This is a genomic window from Cellulomonas xylanilytica, from assembly GCF_007989805.1.
Taxonomy (GTDB): Bacteria; Actinomycetota; Actinomycetes; order Actinomycetales; family Cellulomonadaceae; genus Cellulomonas; species Cellulomonas xylanilytica.
Map to the genome: position 1 here is coordinate 53,265 of NZ_BJUB01000013.1, position 19,754 is coordinate 73,018.

Sequence of the window (19,754 nt, forward strand, 5' to 3'; positions counted from 1 at the left end):
CGATTGCAGTCGCCTCAGGCCTGCATGTCCACGAAGCGCGAGTAGTGCCCCTGGAACGCCACGACCAACGTGTCGGTCGGGCCGTTTCGGTGCTTGGCCACGATCACGTCGGCCTCCCCGGCGCGGGGTGACTCCTTCTCGTAGGCGTCCTCACGGTGGAGCAGGATGACGATGTCGGCGTCCTGCTCGATCGAGCCGGACTCACGCAGGTCGCTCATCTGCGGCCGCTTGTCGGTGCGCTGCTCGGCGCCACGGTTCAGCTGGGAGATGGCGATGACCGGGACCTCGAGCTCCTTGGCCAGCAGCTTGAGCGCTCGGGAGAACTCGGAGACCTCCTGCTGCCGGGACTCGACGCGCTTCCCGGAGGACATGAGCTGCAGGTAGTCGATGACCACGAGCTTGAGGTCGTGCTTCTGCTTGAGCCGCCGGCACTTGGCGCGGATCTCCATGAGGGACATGTTCGGGGAGTCGTCGATGAACAGCGGCGCCTCGGAGATCTTGCCCATGGTCGCGGCGATCTTGGCCCAGTCGTCCTCACCCATCTGACCGTTGCGCAACTTCTGCAGGTGCACACGCGCCTCGGCGGACAGCAGACGCATGGTGATCTCGTTGCGGCTCATCTCGAGCGAGAAGACGACCGACGTCATGTTGTGCTTGATCGACGCCGACCGGGCGATGTCGATGCCCATCGTCGAGTTGTGCGTCGGGATCATCGCTCGGCCGGCGAGGTACAGGTGCGAGGGGTGTGCGATCTCGACGCAGCGAACCGGCACGCTGTCGATCGGCTCGACGGACACGATGAATCGCTGAGTCAGACGCGCGGTCGACTGGCGGCGGCGTTCCTTGTGGACGAGTCGCTTGCGCTCGAGAGCGAACACCTCGTCGTCCGTGGTGAACGTCAGCGTGTAGGCGATCGACGAGGCCTCGGTGCGGCCCGCGACCCGCTTGGTGGACCATCCCGTGCGGTATCCCAGCGAGTGCACGAGCTCGCGCACGTCCTCTGCAAGACGTCGGCTGGTCAGGGAGATCTGCGGCGAACCCGTCGGGTTCACGGTGCCGTCCGTATCGAGGAGCCCCGCAAGCAGGTCGCGTCGCTGCTGCTCGCTCGCGCGCAGATAGGCCCCGGGGATGTGCTTGTTCCCCAGGACACCGAGCGTGCGAAGTCGACCGTGAACGGTCCCGTTCGCGTCGTGGCACGGCTGGCACCGAAGGAGGCCGCTCGTCTCGACGCCGCAGTCCGGGCAGGTCGGCACGGGCACCGGGCCGGTGAGCGTCTTCACCTTGCCGCCGCAGGAGCGCCCGCAGGTGCGGACGTGCGAGCGCCTCGGAACGAACGAGGCGCCACAGACTTGGCACGAGCGCTCGCCGACCATGGCAACCGGCAGCTGGATCGAGTACAGCCGCGCGGGCCCTGAGGCCGAGCCGGCTTCCCGGGCGACGAGGCCACGACCCTCGATCAGCATGGCGATCTCTGGGTCAGCGCTGGTGAAGCGCGCCGAGGCCGAGTGACCGTCCCCGAGCCACACGCCGAGCGCGTACGGGTCGATCGGAAGCTCCGCCTCCGGCAGACGCAGCGCGGTGGCCGTGGCGACCGAGTGGTTGGCGCGGCCGTCGGCGGTCGCGCACCGCACGCTCGCGTGGATCTCCTCGGTCGTGCGGATCGCCGAGAGCCCCTGGTTCCGTCGGCGCTCGGCCCGGGTGCTGGTGGCCCACTGGTGCAGAGCGTCCGCGACGATCTCGCTGCCGTCGTCGAACGTGACGCGGTAGGTCGGCCGACCGACGAGCACCTCGGTGGCACCGACGACGCGCGTCGGCGTGCCGTCGGCGGCGAGGAGCTCGTCGCCGACGCGGACCTCGCCCATCGTCATCCAGCCCGTCGGTGTGGGCAGAGGCGTGTCGAGCGCGAGCGCCTTGCCGATGGCGGGACGCGCCGCGAGCACGATCATCTGTCCGGGGTGCAGCCCGTTGGTCAGCCGGTCCAGGTCCGAGAACCCCGTCGGGACGCCGATCATGCCCTCGCCGCGGTGGCCGGCGGCCTCGATCTCGTCGACGGCGCCGCCGATGATGTCGCCGAGGATCAGGTAGTCCTCCGACGAGCGCCGCTCGGTGACCGCGTAGACCTCGGCCTGGGCGTTGTTGACGATCTCGTCGACGTCGCCGCCGTCGGTGCCGTAGCCGAGCTGGACGATCCGGGTGCCGGCCTCGACGAGCTTGCGGAGCACGGACCGCTCACGCACGATCCGCGCGTAGTAGCCGGCGTTCGCGGCGGTGGGGACCGACGAGATGAGGGTGTGCAGGTACGGGGCGCCGCCGATGCGCTGGATCTCGCCGCGCTTGGTCAGCTCGTCGGCGACCGTGATGGCGTCGGCCGGCTCGCCGCGGCCGTACAGGTCGATGATCGCGTCGTACACGACCTCGTGCGCCGGCCGGTAGAAGTCGGTGCCGCGGATCTGCTCGACGACGTCGGCGATGGCGTCCTTCGAGATCATCATGCCGCCGAGCACGCTGCGCTCGGCGTCGAGGTCCTGCGGCGGGGTGCGGTCGTAGCCGCCGCCACCGCGGTTGGTACCCGACGGCGCGCCGTACTCGAGCTCCTCGATCGTCATCCTGATCCCCACCGTCGTCGTCCGAACACATGTTCCATGGGGGGTCTGACATCCGCGCCCACACGAGTTCCCAGGCGCAGCTCCGGGTCCTCGCACTCGCGACGTTAGGTGCTCCGACGCCCTCGTCCAAACACGCTCACGAGCCTGTGGGGAACTGCACGCACACCTGTGGGTGAGGGTGTGGACTTCTGTGGAGCGAGCCCTCGCCTACTGTGAGCGGAGCTGTGGATCACGTCCGATTTTGTCCACAGGCCGTGGACAGGGGTGTGGACGGCCGGGTGAAGTTCCGTCCCGTTCCGCTTCGTCACCCGCACGAACGCTGTGCACCTGCTGTGGATGCGAGAAAGGTTGGCCGCGATTTCATCTGTCGGACATCGCCCGCCCGGCATCGACCGCCAGATACTGGCGCTCGCCGTGCCGGCCCTCGGGGCACTGGTCGCCGAGCCGCTCTTCGTGCTCGTCGACTCCGCCGTCGTCGGCCACCTCGGCACCGCCCCGCTGGCCGGTCTGGCGCTCGCCTCGACGGTGCTGATGACCGTGATCGGGCTCTGCGTCTTCCTCGCCTACGCCACGACCGCGGCCGTCGCGCGTCGCCTCGGTGCTGGGGACCGCAGCGGCGCGCTCCAGGTCGGGGTTGACGGGATGTGGCTGGCGCTCGGGCTCGGCCTCGTCCTCGCGGCGGCCACCTGGCTGAGCGCCCCGTGGCTGATCGAGGCCCTCGGTGCTTCCGGCGAGGTCGCGCGGCAGGCGGTGACCTACCTGCGCTGGTCGGCGCCGGGCCTGCCCGGCATGCTCCTCGTGCTTGCGTCCACCGGCGCCCTGCGCGGCCTGCTGGACACCCGCACACCCCTGGTCGTCGCCGCGTCCGGGGCGGTCGTCAACGCCGTGCTCAACGTGGTGCTCGTCTACGGGGTCGGCATGGGGATCGCCGGGTCCGGCCTCGGCACCGCCCTGACGCAGCTGGGGATGGCCGTGGCGCTCACCGTCGTGGTCGTCCGAGGCGCCCGAGGTGCGGGGGCCCACCTGCGACCGGCTGCCGGCGGCATCTGGGCCAACGCGCGCGCCGGCACCCCCCTGTTCGTCCGCACGCTGTCGCTGCGGCTCGCCATCCTGCTGACCGTGTGGGTGGCCACGGGTCTCGGGGCGGTCGAGCTCGCCGGGCACCAGGTGGTCAACGCCGTGTGGGGGCTCGCGGCGTTCGCGCTGGACGCGCTCGCCATCGCCGCGCAGGCCCTCGTCGGCCACGCCCTGGGAGCCGCCGACGTCCCGCGGGTCCGCGCGATCCTGCGCCGGACCCTGCAGTGGGGTGTCGGCGCCGGGGCAGCGCTCGGCCTCGTCGTCGGCGGGCTCTCGTGGGTCTACGTCCCGCTCTTTACGTCCGCCGACGACGTGCGCCTCGCCGCCGTCGCCGCCCTCGTGGTCGCGGCCGTGACCATGCCGATGGCCGGCTGGGTCTTCGTGCTCGACGGCGTCCTGATCGGCGCCGGCGACGGCCGCTTCCTCGCCTGGGCGGGCATGGCCACGCTTGTCGTCTACGTGCCCTTCGCGCTGGCCGTCCGGGAGGCGGCTCCGCCCGGTGCCGCGGGTCTGGCGTGGCTGTGGGCCGCGTTCGCTGGCGTGTTCATGCTGGCCCGCGCAGTCACCACCGGCTTGCGCGCCCGCGGCACGGCCTGGATGGTCACCGGCGCCTGAACGCAGGAGCGCCCCGCTCCCACGAGGGGAACGGGGCGCTGCTGGTGCTGCTCAGCTCAGGCTGCGACGACCTTGACGGTCACCGTCGCGGAGACGCCTGCGTGCAGACGGACCGACACCTGGTACTCGCCGAGGGCCTTGATCGGCTGACCGATCTCGACCTTCCGCTTGTCGATCTGCGGGGCGCCCGACTTCTTGACCGCGTCGGCGATCTCGGCAGTCGTGACGGCACCGAACAGACGGCCCGACTCGCCGGCCTTGGCCGACACGACGACCGGCTTGCTCTGCAGCGAGTCGCGGATCGCCTTGGCGTCGTCGAGCGTCGCGATCTCACGGGCCTTGCGGGCCTTACGGATCGCGGTGACGTCCTTCTCGGCGCCCTTGGTCCAGGGCGTCGCCAGGTTGCGCGGGACGAGGAAGTTCCGGGCGTACCCGTCCTTCACCTCGACCACGTCGCCGGGCTCACCGAGACCGGTGACCTCGTGGGTCAGGATGATCTTCGCCATGATGGTCCCCTTTCTCAGCGCGCCGACGACGAGTACGGCAGGAGTGCCATCTCGCGGGCGTTCTTGACGGCACGCGCGATCGCGCGCTGCTCCTGGACGGACACACCGGTCACCCGGCGAGCGCGGATCTTCCCGCGGTCGGAGATGAACTTGCGCAGCAGCGCAGTGTCCTTGTAGTCGACGACATCGATCTTCGCCGCCTTGAGCGGGTTCTGCTTCTTCTTCGGCTTGCGGACCACGGCCTTGGCCATCGTGGTGCTCCTTGTCTGCTGGAGCCCTGGGCGTTGCCGTGCCCAGGGATGGGGAGTGTCTGAGTGTCAGGCGCCGATCAGAACGGGGGCTCGTCGGAGTAGCCGGCACCGCCAGCACCACCTGCGGGCGTCGCCCACGGGTCGTCCTGCTGGTTGCCGCCACCGCCGCCGGAGCCGCCGTACCCACCGCCGCCGCCACCGTTGTTGAAGCCGCCGCCCCCGCCGCCGAAGCCACCGCCGCCGCCACCCGAACGCTGGGTCCGGGTGACCTTGGCCGTGGCGTAGCGCAGGGACGGGCCGACCTCGTCGACCTGGAGCTCGTACACGGTGCGCTTCTCGCCCTCGCGGGTCTCGTAGGAGCGCTGCACGAGCCGGCCGGTCACGATGACGCGGGTGCCCTTGGTGAGCGACTCGGCGACCGACTCGGCCGCCTCACGCCAGATCGAGCAGCGGAGGAACAGCGTGTCGCCGTCCTTCCACTCGTTGCTCTGGCGGTCGAACGTACGGGGGGTGGACGCGACGGTGAAGTTCGCGACAGCCGCCCCCGAAGGGGTGAAGCGCAGCTCGGGATCCCCGGTCAGGTTCCCGATCACCGTGATGACGGTCTCACCGCTCATGCCCAGCTCCTCGTTCGTTCGATCAGTCGGATGATCAATGGATGGTGGGACCGCACGCTAGCTGCGGCCACCCACAGGTGATCAGGCGTCGGCGCGCAGGACCTTGGTCCGCAGGACGACCTCGTTGAGGCCGAGCTGGCGGTCGAGCTCCTTGGCGGTCGCGGGCGTCGCGTGGAAGTCGATGACGGCGTAGATGCCCTCGGACTTCTTCTGGATGTCGTAGGCAAGCCGACGACGACCCCAGATGTCGACCTTGTCGACAGTCCCACCGTCGGTCTTGATGACCGTCAGGTACTTGTCGAGCGACGGAGCGACGGTGCGCTCTTCGATCTCGGGGTCAAGGATGATCATGAGTTCGTACTGACGCAGGCTCATACCCACCTCCTCTGGTCTTCGCGGCCACGGTCGATCCGTGGCAGGAGGGTGTGTGCGTCGCTGGCCGGACGGTGCCGTCCATGACGACGGTCCCCTCCGGGCACAGCAATCTCCTAGGCTACCCGGCCCGGAGCCACCGCCGAAATCGGCTGTGGACGGGCGCGGACCTGGAAGCTCCGGCGAGGGGCGGTGACCACCGTGGTCCGCCCCTCGCCAGGAATCATTGGGTCGGTTCGGGCGCCGGTTCCGGCGGTTGCGTCGGCTCGGGGGTGGGCACCGGTTCCTGGGTCGGGACCGGCTTGGGTCCGCTCGAGACGACGAGCGTCACCGATCCGCCGGGTGCCAGCAGCGTGCCGCCCCGGGGGTCCACCCGGATGACCCGACCGGTCGTCACGGTGTCCGACGGCTCCACGACCACGTTCACGACGAGCCCGGCGTTGACGACCGACGCGGTCGCGTCACCCTCGAGCTTGCCCTCGAGCCCCGACGGGACGGCGATCTCCGTCGGCGCCTCCACCGTGGGCTCCTCCGTCGGCGCGACCGTCTCGGTCGGCACCGTCGCGCTCGGCGACGGCTTCTTCCCGACGTTGGCCCGGGCGGGGAACTGGAGGACCTCGGAGTACTGCGGCTGCGCGAAGACCTCCTTCATGTACGACTGCCACAGGAACGCCGGCCACGTGCCACCGGTCACCTGCTTCGGCCGTCCGAAGGGCTGGATCGTCTCCAGCGACTTGTTGTCCTCACCCACCTGGCTCAGCGACACCTCGGTGACGATGTTGGGGGTGAAGCCGACGAACCAGGCCGACTTGTTGTCGTTCGACGTGCCGGTCTTGCCGGCGATCGGCCGGCCCAGCGGCTTGATCCAGTCCTCGCCGGAGCCCTTCTCCACGACCTGCGTCATCGCGTAGGTGGTGTCGGCGATCACGTCCGCCGCGAACGGCCGCTCGGTCGGGTCCTTGTGCTCGTAGGCGACCTTGCCGTCGTCGTACGAGACGGAGCGGACCATGTAGGGGTCGATGCGCACGCCGCCGGAGGCGATCGTCGCGTAGGCGCCCGCGACGTCGAGAGGCCGCACGGCGTCGGTCCCGAGCACGTTGGCGCGGTTGGTGTCCACGGGCGTCTTGATCCCGGCGTCGGCCGCGACCTTCGCCGTCAGCTCCGGGCCGATCTGGAGGTTCAGCTGTGCGTACACGGTGTTCACCGACTGCGCGGTGGCCTCGACGAGGTCGATCGTGCCGAACTGCCCGCCGCCGAAGTTCGGCACCTTCCAGTCACCGAAGGTCTGCGGGGAGTGCCCGTCGAACCTCGTGGTGAGCGGGACGCCCTGCTGGAGGGCGGCGATCAGGGTGAACGGCTTGAACGTCGACCCCGCCTGGATCTTGTCGTAGGTCGTGGTGCTCCTCTGGTCGACGAGGAAGTCCGCCCCGCCGTACATCGCGACGATCGCGCCGTCCTTCGGGTCGACCGACGTGAGGGACACCCGGGTGCGCTCGAAGGGGACGGCGCCGTCCTGCTCGGGCAGCGAGCCGGCGCGGAACGCCGCGACGTGCTCCTGGGCGGCGACCTGCAGCGGCTGCTGGATCGTGGTGACGACCTTGAGGCCGCGACGGTTGATCTCGTCGTCGGAGAAGGCGAGCGGCTCGTCGTTCAGCTCGTTGCGCACCTTCTCGAGCAGGTAGCCGACAGGGCCGCCCATCGCGTCGGACCGCTTGTACTCGATCGTGGGCGGGAACACCATCGGCGCACGCTCGGCCGCCGTCAGCCAGCCCTCCTCCTCCATGGAGTCGAGCACGATGTTCCAGCGGGCCAGCGCCTTGTCGGGCGCCTTGGCCGGGTCCCAGTTGTTGGGCGACGGGATGATGCCGGCCAGCACGGCGGCCTGCTCACGGGTCAGCGCCGCGGCGTCGACCCCGAAGTACGCCTGAGCAGCGGCCTGGATGCCGTACGAGTCACGACCGAAGTAGATCGTGTTGAGGTACCGCTCCATGATCTCGGTCTTCGACTCCACCCGGGCGATCTTGATCGCCAGGAGGGTCTCCTTGAACTTGCCGACGTAGTCCGTCGTCGTCTTGTCGACGTAGTACCGCTCGACGTACTGCTGCGTCAGGGTCGAACCACCCTGCGTGGGGCCGCCGCGCAGGTTGTTGATCAGCGCGCGGCCCATGCCGGTGATCGAGATGCCGCTGTTGTTGGTGAAGAACGTCTTGTCCTCCGCGGCGGCGACCGACTGGCCCACGTACTCGGGGAGCGTCTCGTACTCGACGATCGTGCGCTTCTGCGCCGCGAACGTGCCCATGACCGGTCCGGGGGAGCCGTCGGGGTTGTTGGCGTAGTAGACCGTGGTCGTCTGGGACCGGGTGTCGTCGGCTTGGTTGGGGATCGTCGTGCTCGCGTACGCCGCGACGACCGCACCGGCTCCGAGGAAGCCGATCGCGAGGATGGTGCCGACGGTGAACCGCCACGACGGCAGCCAGCGGTGCAGGCCCTCGTAGCCCGAGCGCGGGTAGTCGAAGAAGCGTCGCTTGGGGGCGCTGCTGCGCGACGAGGTTGCCGTGCCGCGGGGCGCTGCGCGCTTGCCCCGGGCGGGAGCCCTCCGATTCGTGCCTGCCAACGCTCTGCCTTCCGTCCGACGACCAGGTCCGGCCTCGCCCGCCCGCGTCGGTCCTCGGACCGGATTCGGGCAGGCGTCAGCCGCGGAAGCCAGTATGGGGGACCTCGCTGAGCGCGCGCGGCGTCCCGAAGCGCGGAGCCGACGAGCCTTCACACGATCGGCACGGCGCGCGCGAACCGCCGCCGCACCCCGGTCCCGATGCACACAGGCGGTGTGGTCCAGGTCACCGACTTGCTTGGTTCGTCGTATCCGACATACTCTCCGGATGTATCGAGTTGATACATCGAGAACCCCACAAGCTGAGGAGGTGCCCCCGTGCGCGGTCGTTCCGACGTGCTCGAGCCGGCCATCCTCGGCCTGCTCCACGAGTCCCCCATGCACGGGTATGAGCTGCGCAAGCGCCTCAACCTCGTGCTCGGCTCGTTCCGGGCACTCTCGTACGGCTCGCTGTACCCCTGCCTGAAGTCGCTGGTCGAGCGCCACTGGATCGAGGGCACCGAGTCCGCCGTGACACCGCACGCGGTGTCGTCCAAGCGGGCACGCATCGTCTACCAGCTGACCGCCGACGGCAAGGAGCACCTCCAGCAGGTGCTCGCGTCGTCCGGACCGGCCACCTGGGAGGACGAGAACTTCGACGTCCGGTTCGCCTTCTTCGGGCAGACCGACGCCGAGACCCGGCTTCGGATCCTCGAGGGTCGGCGCACGCGCCTGACCGAACGACTCGAGACGATCCGCCTGTCCTTCGCCCGCACCCGCGAGCGCATGGACGAGTACACCCTCGAGCTCCAGCGGCACGGCCTCGAACAGGTCGAGCGTGAGGTCCGCTGGCTCGACGGACTGATCGACAACGAGCGCGGCCTTCGTCGCACCCGTCCTGCAGGCACCGGTCGTCCGACCGCTGCTGACACACCCGCGGAGATCGACGACGTCGCCCCCGCGCGAACCACCGAGAAGGAGCGAGGATGACCTCCATCCGCGTCGCCATCGTCGGCGTCGGCAACTGCGCCGCGTCGCTCGTCCAGGGCGTCCACTACTACGCCGACGCCGACCCGAGCAGCACCGTGCCCGGCCTGATGCACGTGCAGTTCGGCGACTACCACGTCCGCGACATCGAGTTCGTCGCGGCGTTCGACGTCGACGCGAAGAAGGTCGGCTTCGACCTGTCCGAGGCCATCGGTGCCTCGGAGAACAACACCATCAAGATCGCCGACGTCCCCCCGCTCGGTGTGACGGTGCAGCGTGGCGTGACCAACGACGGTCTCGGCAAGTACTACCGCGAGACGATCACCGAGTCCGACGCCGAGCCGGTCGACATCGTCGCCGCCCTGCGCGAGGCCAACGCCGACGTGCTGATCTGCTACCTGCCCGTCGGGTCCGAGATCGCCGCGAAGTACTACGCGCAGTGCGCCATCGACGCCGGTGTCGCGTTCGTCAACGCCCTGCCCGTCTTCATCGCGTCCGACCCGGTCTGGGCCGCGAAGTTCGAGGCTGCCGGCGTCCCGATCGTCGGTGACGACATCAAGTCGCAGGTCGGCGCCACCATCACGCACCGTGTCCTCGCGAAGCTCTTCGAGGACCGCGGCGTCGTGCTGGACCGCACGTACCAGCTGAACGTCGGCGGCAACATGGACTTCAAGAACATGCTCGAGCGCGACCGCCTGGAGTCCAAGAAGCTCTCCAAGACGCAGGCCGTGACCTCCAACCTGACCGGCCCCCTGGGCGGCAAGAAGGAGGACCGCAACGTCCACATCGGCCCGTCGGACTACGTCGCCTGGCTCGACGACCGCAAGTGGGCCTACGTCCGCCTCGAGGGTCGCGCCTTCGGTGAGGTGCCCCTGAACCTCGAGTACAAGCTCGAGGTCTGGGACTCGCCCAACTCGGCCGGCATCATCATCGACGCCCTGCGCGCCGCGAAGATCGCCAAGGACCGCGGCATCGGCGGCCCGATCCTGTCGGCGTCGACGTACTTCATGAAGTCCCCGCCCGTCCAGATGGAGGACACCCTCGGCCGCGCCGAGCTGGAGGCCTTCATCAACGGGTCGAACGAGCGCTGATCCTGCAGTGCAGCGACGGGTGGGGGCGCGCGAGCGCACCCGCCCGGAGCGGAACGGAAGGTCAGCGCGACCACAGGAACGAGCGCTGAGCTCGTCGTCGCCGGGCTGACGAAAGGCGCGCATCCCCATCAGGGGGTGCGCGCCTTCGTCATTCTCGTCAGCGAGCCGCCACCCATGAGGTCATGCCGGCGGTCCACTCCAGCCCGTCAGGACGGGGTGCCGGTGCCGGTGCCATCACGACCGGTCCGCTCGGCCCGAGTGCCGTGAGGACCTCCGCGCTCTCGTTGTCGCACCCCGACATCGCCGTCACGTACACACGCCCGTCGACAGACGTCGCGTGCGCGTACGAGTCCGTCGGGAACGTCATCAGGATCGTCGGGACACCCGACGACCAGGTGTAGACGCCGTCCGGGCAGCCGTCGCCGAAGCGCGTCGAGTATCCCGGCGATGCCAGGATCCCGTCTGAGATCCAGGCGTCGCTCCACACCTGCGGAGACTTGTCGTCGGGCCCGAGCTCCCGCAGGAGCGTCATGGTGAACGGGTCCGACGACACGTCGACGTCCCACAGTCCCGTGGTCGCGTTCCTCGTGTCGTCGTCGGAGCACCCCGTCAGGAGGGTGTTCGCATCGGACCATCCGACCACGGTGCAGAGCCGGCCCCCGGCCTCGAAGGCGTTGACCCGGACGTCGCCGGTGCCCAGGTCAACGATGCCGAGTCCCGGTTCCCCACCGGTCGACGCGTCCAGCCACGTCGAGAACGCGGCACGCGTGCCTGTGGGGTCGAGCAGGAAGAGATTCCCTTCTCCACCGGCACCGCTCAGCGTGGCGACGAGCCGCGCGTCTCCGTCGCGGTCGACCGTCAAGAGGTCGTTCTCGCCGCCCGCTGGTGCGGGCTGCGTCCACACCTCCGCGCCGGACGCGTCCTGGCCGACGTAGAAGGCTGACCGAGACAGGCCACGCCCGTCGTCGGTGATCGTGCCCGTGGCGAGGTCGAGGATCGCGCGGGCCGTGGGTGCGTCGGGCGAGAAGACGTTGACCACGGCCGTCGACGACCCCGCGACCCAGTGGGACAGGTTCACGGTCGTCAACGGGTCGACCGCAAGGTCGACAACCCGGTAGAGGGTGCCCTCCGGTGAGCTGAGCAGGACGGACGACATGACCGGCTCCTCGTCACCGCCCTCGACGAAGGTCCCGGACCGGTAGATCGACAGCACCCACCCGGGTGTCGTCTGCTCCAGGAGGCCGGCCGGCATCGCGTAGGTCGGCGGGAGGCCGAGGATGTCGTCGGCCACGGCGGTCGGCGTCGGCGACGGTGTGGGCGTGGGTGTCGGCGACTGGGTGGGCGACGGGGTCGCCGACATCGTGGGGCTGATCGCCGGCGCCGGGTCGTCGCCACGGTTCACGCCGAACCAGGTCGTCGCGCCGAGCACGGCGACCGCCGCGGTGGCGCCGCCCGCCTCCAGGGTGTGCCGGCGAGCACGGCGGAACCGGACCTTGCGGTGCAGCCGGTCACCGACCTGCGCGGTGGGCAGGTCCGCCAGCGAGCCGGAGCGCTCCGCCAGCGCGTCGTTCATCAGATCTGCCAGCTCACGCATCGTGGACGCTCCTCTGCGACGTCAGGACCTGCACCGTGTGGTCGTTCACCGTGGCCTGCGTCCCCAGCAGGTCGTTCAGCATCCGGATGCCGTCGGCGGTGTAGCGCTTGACGGCCCCGTCGCTCACCCCGAGCAGCGCAGCGGTCTCCCGGACCGGGACGTCGTCCAGGTAGCGCAGGACCACGCACGCACGCTGGCGCGGGCTGAGCTGTGCGAGCGCCGCCTCCAGCCGGTCGGCGACGCCACCGGAGGGCGGGACCGCGACCAGCGGCGCATGGCCGACCTGGTTTGCGAGCGCCCGCTCACGGCCACGACGACGGGTGCCGTCGATGAACCGGGAGACGATGGCGCGCCGCACGTACTGCTCCGCCTCCGCCACCGTCGTGAAGCGCGCCCGGCCGGAGAACGTCGAGAGCAGGGCCTCCTGCACGACGTCCTCGGCGTCCGAGCGCGACGAGCACAGCAGCATCGCCCGCGCGACGAGCTGTGAGTAGCGCTCCTCGACCATCTGCTCGAGCAGAGGCTCCCATCGACTCACGCCAACCCCCTGGTCGGTGTCTGCGGCACCGACGTGGTGCCTCGCAGGAGAAGAACGATCCTCAGGAGGGCTCAGGTTGTCGCCGGTGCCGACGAGTTCTCACGGGACACGTCGGCACCTCCCTCACGCTGGCGCGAGGTCCCGGTCGTCAGCGGTCGGTCGCAACCACCCAGGAGCCGACGCCCCACAGCCACTCGGGGACCTCCACCGTCGGGGACGGTGCGGGGAGCAGGTCCGTCCACCGAGACCCGGCCAGCGTCGAGACGTGTCCCGGAGGTCCGTCGTCGTCGCACGCCGTCCACAGCTCCGCGTACAGCAGGCCTCCGTGCGAGCTCATCCTTCCCGCGGTGTCGTTCTCTCCGCGCAGAGGCGTGACCGACCCCGCCTGCCACAGGTACGGGTTGTCGTTGCACCCTGTCCAGCCCCGGAGCGTCTCGGTCGAGCCGTCGAACGCGATCACACCCGAGCTGATCCACGTCCCGCTCCATGCTTGCGGGCGCAGCTCGGCCGGATCAGCTGCTCCGAGGAAGGTCGTGGTCGGCGAGGCTCCGCCGACGTCGACGCGGTACCAGGCGGGATGTGCGGCGGCGTTCGTCGCAAGGTCCCCGTCGTTGGTGTCAGCGCAGTAGGCCAGGAACGCGTCAGGGTCGAGCCAGCCGACCGGGTCGCACATGGTTCCCGGAAGTCCGTACTCGTGCACGGTCTGACCGCCGGCCACGACGTCGATGAGGCTGAAGCTGGTCTTGCTGAAGGTCCCTTCGGGCGTGACCACTCGACGACCCGTCGGGTCGAGCGCCATCGCGTAGCCGATCACCCCGAGGAGCGCAGGTGTGCCGTCGCCCTGCACGGAGTACAGCTCCGAGGCGACCGCGTCCGTGGCGATGGACTGGGCCCACAGCTCCGCGCCCGTCGCCGTCGTTCCCTGGTAGTACGTGTCGGAAGGGAAACCTCGGTCGTCGTGCTGGATCTCACCGGTCGTCAGGTCGAGCACCGAGCGCACCGAGATGGCAGGGGCGGAGTCCCCCGGGGAGAGCACCCGGACGAGGGCTGTCGTGGAGCCCGGATCCCAGCGCACGAGCTCCACCCCCAGGTCCAACGGCAGGTCGACCACGCGGTAGAGCTCCCCGGCAGGACTGGCGAGCACCACGGAGTTCACCAACGGCTCGACCGGATCACCCGCCGGCCCGGGCGTCGACTGGTAGATCGCCAGCACCCATCCGGCGGTCGTCTGCTCCAGCATCCCCGGCGGCATCGGGCGTGTCGGCGGGAGCCCGACGATCTCCTCCTGCGGCACCGTCGGGGTCGGGGTCGGGGTCGGTGTCGTGGTGCTCGTCGGCGACGGGGTCGTGCTCACCGACGGTGACGGGGTGTCCGCCGGGGTCGGCGGGCTGACGCGGGACAGCCCCGCCCAACCGGCGACGCCGACCGCGCCGGCGGCAGCGACCCCGACGACGGACTGGACGGCGTGCCGCTGGGTCCGGCGACGCCGCACGGACCGCACGACGCGCGCCAGGCCGGGGTCGTCGGCGGCGTGCGGCGCACCCAGCTCGTCCCGGGCCTGCCCCAGCAGGTTCCTCAGGTCACTTGCCATGCTGCACCTCCGTGGTGTCGACGAGCCGCACCGCGGTCGTCTCCAGGTCCGTCGTCATGGTGCCCAGCGCGGCGTCGAGCCGGGCCGTGCCGTCGGCGGTGTACCGCTTGACCGCGCCCTCGCTCAGGCCGAGGGTCGCGGCGGTCTCCCGCACGGAGAGGTCCTCGAGCTGGCGCAGGACGACGCAGGCGCGCTCGCGGGGCGACAGGGACTGCAGCGCTCGCTGGACGTCGGCGCCGAGCCCGCGCTCCTCGACGAGCACGGGTGCGACAGGTCGGGCCTCGAGCCGCTGGGTCGCCGCGCGCTCACGGGTGCGGCGGCGGGACTCGTCGATCGAGCGGCTGACGATGGCGCGGCGCACGTACAGCTCGGCCTGCCCGACCGAGTCGAACCGTGCCCGGCTGGAGAACGTCGACACGAGCGCGTCCTGGACCAGGTCCTGCGCGTCGTGGCGCGACGACGTCATCAGCAGCGCGTGCCCCACCAGCCGCGCGTAGCGCTCACGCACGAGCTGCTCGAGCAGCCCTTCCCATGCGACGTCCACTGCGCCCCTCTCGCCCGCGGTCCGCCCACCGGGCCGCACTACCAACGAGAACGACACGGCGGCGGATCCGGTTGGGGGTCGCCGTCCCGTGTCCTCATCGGCAGCCGGATGGGCCAACCTGAGAGCACCGGGTGGGAGGATGACACGGTGCAGGTGATCGACGACCTCAAGGCCCTGTGGCCTTTGCGGGACTTCCGCAAGCTGTTCGCCGTCCGGCTGGTCAGCCAGACGGCCGACGGGATGTTCCAGGTCGGGCTGGCCACGCTGTTCTTCTTCTCGCCGGAGAACGCCAGCACCGCCGCCGGCGTCGCGACCGCCTTCGCTGTGCTGCTGCTCCCGTTCACGATCGTCGGCCCGTGGGCGGGCGTCCTGCTCGACCGGTGGCGGCGGCGGCAGGTGCTCTTCGTCGGCAACCTGGTGCGCGTCGGGATCACGGTCGTCATCGCGCTGCTCATGGCCACGGACGGCGTCGGCCCCGCGGTCTACGTGCTCGCGCTGGTCAACCTGTCCATCAACCGCTTCCTGCTGTCGGCGCTCAGCGCGTCGCTCCCGCGCACGGTCGACGGCCCGCTGCTCCTCACCGCCAACTCCCTGACCCCGACCCTGGGCGCCGCGGCCGCCGGGGTCGGCGGGGCGATCGGCCTGGTGCTCAGCCTCGTGCTGCCCGCCGGGCGCGGCCGGGACGCGACGGCGCTGTTCCTCGCGGCCGCGGTCATGGCGACCGCGGCGGCGCTGGCCACGCGGCTGGGCAAGGACCGGCTGGGTCCCGACGAGCGCGCCGACGCCGCCCAGCTGCGTGCCGCGCTCGGCATGCTCGCGCGGGGCCTGGTGGCCGGGGCGCGGCACCTGGTCGAGCGCCGCACCCCCGCACGGGCGCTCGGGATCATGGCGGCGCACCGGTTCCTGTACGGGGTCACGTTCATCGCCAGCATCCTCATCGCCCGCAACCTGCTGTCCGACCCCACGGACGCCGACGAGGGCCTGCGGACCTTCGGGCTGGTGCTGGGGGCGTCGGCGCTCGGGTTCGTCATGGCCGTCGTGCTCACCCCGGTGCTGTCGCCCCGCACCGGCCCGCACGTGTGGATCGTCCTCTGCCTGGGGCTCGCGGCCGTCAGCCAGCTGCTGCTGGTCGCGTCCGACGCCCGGATCGCCGTGCTCGTCGCCGCCGGCTTCCTCGGCCTGGCCGCGCAGGGCGCCAAGATCGCCGTCGACACCATCGTGCAGCGCGACACCGACGACGCGTTCCGCGGCCGCGCGTTCGCGCTGTACGACGTCCTCTACAACGCCGCGTTCGTCGGCGCCGCCGCGCTCGGGGCCGTCACCCTCCCGGACACCGGCTACTCGCAGGGGCTGTTCCTCGCGCTCGCCGTCGCGTACGCCGGGTTCGCCGCGCTCTACGGCTCCGCCTCGCGACGCGTCCCTGCCGCACAGGTTGCCGAGGTCACGGTATGAGCAGCGACGACAAGGTGGTCGGGCAGCAGGACGACCTGCCGCTCAACGCGGTCCTCGGCAGCGACCTCGCGCTCTCGATCTCCGACGCGATGCGCGAGGACGACCCGTTGGTCTGGGTCAACGGGGCGTTCACCCGGCTCACCGGGTACCCGGCGGAGGAGATCCTCGGCCGCAACTGCCGGTTCCTGCAGGGAGCGGAGACCGATCCGGTCGCCGTGGCCCGGATCCACACCGCCCTGGACCAGCAGCGGGCGGTGGCGACGGTCATCCGCAACTACCGGCGCGACGGCACGCCGTTCTGGAACCAGGTGGTCATCAGCCCGGTCGTCGACGAGACCGGTCGGGTCACCCACCACATCGGGATCCAGGTCGACGTCACCGAGCGCGTCGTCTCGGACCGGGCGCGGGACCTCGAGATCGACGTGCCGCACGAGGCCACGGCTCGACTCGACCTGCTGGCGCTGATCAGCGACGAGCTCGCCCAGCGCCTCGAGTACGACGACGCGGTGGACGCCCTCGGTGACCTCGCGATCCCGGCGCTGGCCACCTGGGGCTTCGTCGCGGTCACCGACGACCGCGGCCGGTTCGACCGCATCCACCTCGTCGCCGCCGACCCGGACGACGAGCAGACCGCCCGGGCGCTCGCCAACGAGGACATCAGCTGGCTCTCGCGCTCGCCCTCCGTCACGGAGGCGCTGACCAGCGGTCCGGGCTTCGTCGCCACGCCCTTCGCGGTCGACCAGGAGGGTCTCCCCGGCCGGACGACGCCCACGCAGCTCGAGCTGCTGCGCCGGCTCGGCCTGGGCAGCGCGATGGTGGTCCCGCTGCGCGCGCGCGACCGCGTCCTGGGCGTGCTGACCCTCGTCGCCGTCGACGGGTTCACCGCCGACGCGGTGGTGACCGCCGCGCACCTGGGGCGTCGCGCCGGCCTCGCGCTCGACAACGTCCGGCTGTTCCTCGCCGAGCGCACCGCGGCGCTGACCCTCCAGCGCAGCCTCCTGCCGGAGATTCCCGAGGTCCCCGGCCTCGACATCGCCGCCGCGTACATCCCGTCCGCCCGCAGCGCCGAGGTGGGGGGTGACTGGTTCGACGTGCTCCCGCTGCCCGACGGTGCGATCGGGCTGGCCGTCGGCGACGTCGTCGGGCACGACCTGCAGGCCGCGGCGGCGATGGGCCAGCTCCGCTCGCTCCTGCGGTCCTACGCGTGGGAAGGATCGTCGCCCGGGCAGGTTCTCGGCCGCGCCGACCAGCTGGTCCGTGGCCTCGACATCGCCGACATCGCGACCTGCGCCTACCTGCGCTGGCGGTCCGGCGACGACGGCGCGCAGGTCACCTACGCACGCGCCGGGCACCCGCCCCCGCTGCTGCGGCTCGCCGGCGGCGACGTCCGGTCGCTCGACGGCGGCCTCTCGACCCCCATCGGGCTCGACGGCTCCGAGCGCACCGAGGCCACGATCGACGTGCCCGTGGGTGCGACGCTCGTCCTCTACACCGACGGGCTGGTCGAGCGACGTGACCGCGGGCTCCGCGAAGGCATCGCGGCGCTCACCGCCGAGCTCAGCGGCATCCCCGACGACGCGGACGCCAAGGCCGTCCGCGACCGGCTGGTCGCGACGTTCATCGGCGAGCAGCAGGAGGACGACGTGTGCCTGCTCGTCGTCAGCCCCGCGCCGCCCACCACCTGAGCAGCTCCTCGCGGGCGACGTCCGGGCCCAGCGGACCGCGCTCCATCCGCAGCTCGAGCAGGTGCCGGTAGGCCTCGCCCACCTCACGCCCCGGCGTCAGGCCGAGGACCTCCATGATCTGGCCGCCGTCGAGGTCGGGCCGGATGGCGCTGAGCTCCTCCTGCTCCCGCAGGCGCGCGATCCGCTCCTCCAGGTCGTCGTACGCCGCGGACAGCCGAGCCGCCTTGCGCAGGTTCCGCGTGGTGCAGTCCGACCGGGTCAGCCGGTGCAGCCGCTCCAGCAGCGGACCGGCGTCCGTGACGTAGCGGCGCACCGCCGAGTCCGTCCACCCGCCCTCGCCGTAGCCGTGGAACCGCAGGTGCAGCTCCGTCAGCCGCGCGACCGCCTGCACCGTGGCCTTGTCGAACCGCAGCTCCTTGAGCCGCTTGGCGACGAGCTTCGCGCCGACCATCTCGTGGTGGTGGAAGCTGACGCCGCCACCCTCCTCGAACCGTCGCGTCCTCGGCTTGCCGATGTCGTGCAGCAGCGCCGCCAGCCGGAGCACCAGGTCCGGACCGGGCACCGCACCGTCGGGACCGGTCTCCAGGGCGATCGCCTTGTCCAGCACGGTCAGCGAGTGCTCGTACACGTCCTTGTGCCGGTGGTGCTCGTCGATCTCCAGCCGCAGCGCCGGCAGCTCGGGCAGCACGTGCTCCGCCAGACCCGTGTCGACCAGCACCTCCAGACCCGCCCGGGGCTGCGCCGAGACCAGCAGCTTGCTCAGCTCGTCGCGCACCCGCTCCGCCGACACGATCGTGATCCGCTCGGCCATGTCCACGATCGCGGCGTGCGCGGCGGGGTCCACCGCGAAGCCCAGCTGCGCGGCGAACCGTGCCGCGCGCATCATCCGCAGCGGGTCGTCGTCGAACGACTGCCGCGGGTCCACGGGGGTCCGCAGCACCCCCGCCGCCAGGTCCGTGAGGCCGTCGAACGGGTCGACGAACGTCAGGTCCGGCACGCGGACCGCCATCGAGTTCACCGTGAAGTCACGCCGGGACAGGTCGCCCTCCAGCGAGTCACCGAACGCGACCTGCGGCTTGCGCGACGTCGGGTCGTACTCGTCGGACCGGTACGTCGTCACCTCGACGACGACGTCCTCCGCCAGCGACGACCGCCGGCCCGCGAACCGGCGGGCGCCGATGGTGCCGAACTCCTTGCCGATGTCCCAGTGCGCGTCGCCCCAGCGGGCCAGGATCTCCTGCGTCTCGTCGGGGGTCGCCGACGTCGCGAAGTCGAGGTCCGCCGACGCCCGGCCCAGGAACGCGTCCCGCACCGGACCCCCCACCAGCGCCAGCTCGTGCCCGGCCGCGCGGAACAGCTCGCCCAGCTCCAGCGCGTCGGCGGGCAGCCCTGCCAGCACGCTGAGCGCACGCTTCTGCAGCGCCACCAGCGCGGCGCTCAGGTCAGGGGAGTCGGGACCGACGGACGGATCGAGGGAGGGCACTCGTCCAAGCCTGCCAGATCTGGAGCGGGTGGACGGAGTGCAGCGGAGGGTGGGGGCGCGCCAGCGCACCCGCCCGCAGCGGAACGCAGCCCACCCGCGACCAACAAGTATCGCGCGGTGGACGGAGCGAAAGGTGGCGCACCGGCGACCGTCAG

Annotated in this window: 16 protein-coding genes; 5 read left to right on the top strand and 11 right to left on the bottom strand. The window is 71.1% G+C overall.

The window, feature by feature from the left end; all coding sequences use genetic code 11:
- Window positions 1-14: 14 nt before the first annotated feature.
- A complete protein-coding gene (dnaB, locus tag CXY01_RS18040) occupies window positions 15-2,606 on the bottom strand; it encodes a replicative DNA helicase (RefSeq protein WP_146930283.1) in 2,592 nt (863 codons plus the stop codon).
- A gap of 336 nt (window positions 2,607-2,942) precedes the next feature.
- On the opposite strand from dnaB, the gene CXY01_RS18045 reads away from it, so the two are divergent.
- Window positions 2,943-4,298, top strand: coding sequence for an MATE family efflux transporter (locus CXY01_RS18045; protein ID WP_146930286.1), 1,356 nt, complete (start codon window positions 2,943-2,945; stop codon window positions 4,296-4,298).
- A gap of 56 nt (window positions 4,299-4,354) precedes the next feature.
- Here CXY01_RS18045 and rplI read toward each other — a convergent pair whose 3' ends face one another.
- The 5 genes from rplI to CXY01_RS18070 form a co-directional block, all read right to left on the bottom strand.
- Entirely contained in the window at window positions 4,355-4,804 is a 450-nt protein-coding gene (rplI, locus tag CXY01_RS18050; RefSeq protein ID WP_055915966.1) for a 50S ribosomal protein L9, read from the bottom strand.
- Between the two features lie 14 nt (window positions 4,805-4,818).
- Window positions 4,819-5,055 carry a 30S ribosomal protein S18 gene (gene rpsR / locus CXY01_RS18055; protein WP_028051084.1) on the bottom strand — a complete coding sequence of 79 codons (237 nt, stop codon included), beginning with the start codon at window positions 5,053-5,055 and terminating at the stop codon, window positions 4,819-4,821.
- Between the two features lie 77 nt (window positions 5,056-5,132).
- Window positions 5,133-5,672, bottom strand: a complete 540-nt coding sequence (locus CXY01_RS18060; protein ID WP_146930289.1) for a single-stranded DNA-binding protein — start codon at window positions 5,670-5,672, stop codon at window positions 5,133-5,135.
- 81 nt (window positions 5,673-5,753) lie between these two features.
- Window positions 5,754-6,047 carry a 30S ribosomal protein S6 gene (rpsF, locus tag CXY01_RS18065; RefSeq protein ID WP_055915972.1) on the bottom strand — a complete coding sequence of 98 codons (294 nt, stop codon included), beginning with the start codon at window positions 6,045-6,047 and terminating at the stop codon, window positions 5,754-5,756.
- Window positions 6,048-6,267: 220 nt separating this feature from the next.
- Complete coding sequence (locus CXY01_RS18070; RefSeq protein WP_146930292.1) at window positions 6,268-8,658, bottom strand: transglycosylase domain-containing protein; 2,391 nt, start codon at window positions 8,656-8,658, stop codon at window positions 6,268-6,270.
- Window positions 8,659-8,973: 315 nt separating this feature from the next.
- Between CXY01_RS18070 and CXY01_RS18075 the strand changes: the two genes are divergently transcribed.
- Both CXY01_RS18075 and CXY01_RS18080 read left to right on the top strand, forming a co-directional pair.
- Window positions 8,974-9,624, top strand: a complete 651-nt coding sequence (locus tag CXY01_RS18075) for a PadR family transcriptional regulator (protein ID WP_146930296.1) — start codon at window positions 8,974-8,976, stop codon at window positions 9,622-9,624.
- Complete coding sequence (locus CXY01_RS18080; protein WP_146930299.1) at window positions 9,621-10,712, top strand: inositol-3-phosphate synthase; 1,092 nt, start codon at window positions 9,621-9,623, stop codon at window positions 10,710-10,712. Before CXY01_RS18075 ends, CXY01_RS18080 begins: the two co-directional genes overlap by 4 nt.
- A 157-nt stretch (window positions 10,713-10,869) precedes the next feature.
- Here CXY01_RS18080 and CXY01_RS20940 read toward each other — a convergent pair whose 3' ends face one another.
- The 4 genes from CXY01_RS20940 to CXY01_RS18100 all read right to left on the bottom strand — a co-directional run bounded on the left by CXY01_RS20940 (window position 10,870) and on the right by CXY01_RS18100 (window position 14,979).
- A complete protein-coding gene (locus CXY01_RS20940; RefSeq protein WP_186813457.1) occupies window positions 10,870-12,306 on the bottom strand; it encodes a hypothetical protein in 1,437 nt (478 codons plus the stop codon).
- Window positions 12,299-12,844: a sigma factor-like helix-turn-helix DNA-binding protein gene (locus CXY01_RS18090; RefSeq protein ID WP_246125475.1), complete on the bottom strand. Its 546-nt coding sequence runs from the start codon at window positions 12,842-12,844 to the stop codon at window positions 12,299-12,301. The genes CXY01_RS20940 and CXY01_RS18090 overlap by 8 nt, the downstream gene beginning before the upstream one ends.
- Before the next feature lie 148 nt (window positions 12,845-12,992).
- Window positions 12,993-14,435 (bottom strand): hypothetical protein, encoded by a 1,443-nt coding sequence (locus tag CXY01_RS20945; protein WP_186813458.1) that lies wholly within the window; start codon window positions 14,433-14,435, stop codon window positions 12,993-12,995.
- On the bottom strand, window positions 14,425-14,979 hold the full coding sequence (locus CXY01_RS18100) for an RNA polymerase sigma factor (protein ID WP_146930302.1): 555 nt from the start codon (window positions 14,977-14,979) through the stop codon (window positions 14,425-14,427). The genes CXY01_RS20945 and CXY01_RS18100 overlap by 11 nt, the downstream gene beginning before the upstream one ends.
- Before the next feature lie 147 nt (window positions 14,980-15,126).
- Here CXY01_RS18100 and CXY01_RS18105 point away from each other — a divergent pair, with 147 nt between their 5' ends.
- Window positions 15,127-16,431, top strand: a complete 1,305-nt coding sequence (locus CXY01_RS18105; protein WP_146930306.1) for an MFS transporter — start codon at window positions 15,127-15,129, stop codon at window positions 16,429-16,431.
- A complete protein-coding gene (locus CXY01_RS18110; protein ID WP_146930309.1) occupies window positions 16,428-18,116 on the top strand; it encodes a SpoIIE family protein phosphatase in 1,689 nt (562 codons plus the stop codon). Before CXY01_RS18105 ends, CXY01_RS18110 begins: the two co-directional genes overlap by 4 nt.
- On the opposite strand, the gene CXY01_RS18115 is transcribed toward CXY01_RS18110, so the two are convergent.
- The gene (locus CXY01_RS18115) at window positions 18,091-19,599 is read right to left on the bottom strand and encodes a CCA tRNA nucleotidyltransferase (RefSeq protein ID WP_146930312.1); all 1,509 of its coding nucleotides are present in this window, start codon (window positions 19,597-19,599) and stop codon (window positions 18,091-18,093) included. The two genes, CXY01_RS18110 and CXY01_RS18115, sit on opposite strands and share 26 nt — an antisense overlap.
- Between the last annotated feature and the right edge of the window lie 155 nt (window positions 19,600-19,754).

Bases quoted from the DNA above. Each gene is read 5' to 3' on its own strand.
- dnaB (WP_146930283.1), bottom strand. From the start codon at position 2,606: ATGACGATCGAGGAGCTCGAGTACGGCGCGCCGTCGGGTACCAACCGC.
- CXY01_RS18045 (WP_146930286.1), top strand. From the start codon at position 2,943: ATGCGAGAAAGGTTGGCCGCGATTTCATCTGTCGGACATCGCCCGCCC.
- rplI (WP_055915966.1), bottom strand. From the start codon at position 4,804: ATGGCGAAGATCATCCTGACCCACGAGGTCACCGGTCTCGGTGAGCCC.
- rpsR (WP_028051084.1), bottom strand. From the start codon at position 5,055: ATGGCCAAGGCCGTGGTCCGCAAGCCGAAGAAGAAGCAGAACCCGCTC.
- CXY01_RS18060 (WP_146930289.1), bottom strand. From the start codon at position 5,672: ATGAGCGGTGAGACCGTCATCACGGTGATCGGGAACCTGACCGGGGAT.
- rpsF (WP_055915972.1), bottom strand. From the start codon at position 6,047: ATGAGCCTGCGTCAGTACGAACTCATGATCATCCTTGACCCCGAGATC.
- CXY01_RS18080 (WP_146930299.1), top strand. From the start codon at position 9,621: ATGACCTCCATCCGCGTCGCCATCGTCGGCGTCGGCAACTGCGCCGCG.
- CXY01_RS20940 (WP_186813457.1), bottom strand. From the start codon at position 12,306: ATGCGTGAGCTGGCAGATCTGATGAACGACGCGCTGGCGGAGCGCTCC.
- CXY01_RS20945 (WP_186813458.1), bottom strand. From the start codon at position 14,435: ATGGCAAGTGACCTGAGGAACCTGCTGGGGCAGGCCCGGGACGAGCTG.
- CXY01_RS18110 (WP_146930309.1), top strand. From the start codon at position 16,428: ATGAGCAGCGACGACAAGGTGGTCGGGCAGCAGGACGACCTGCCGCTC.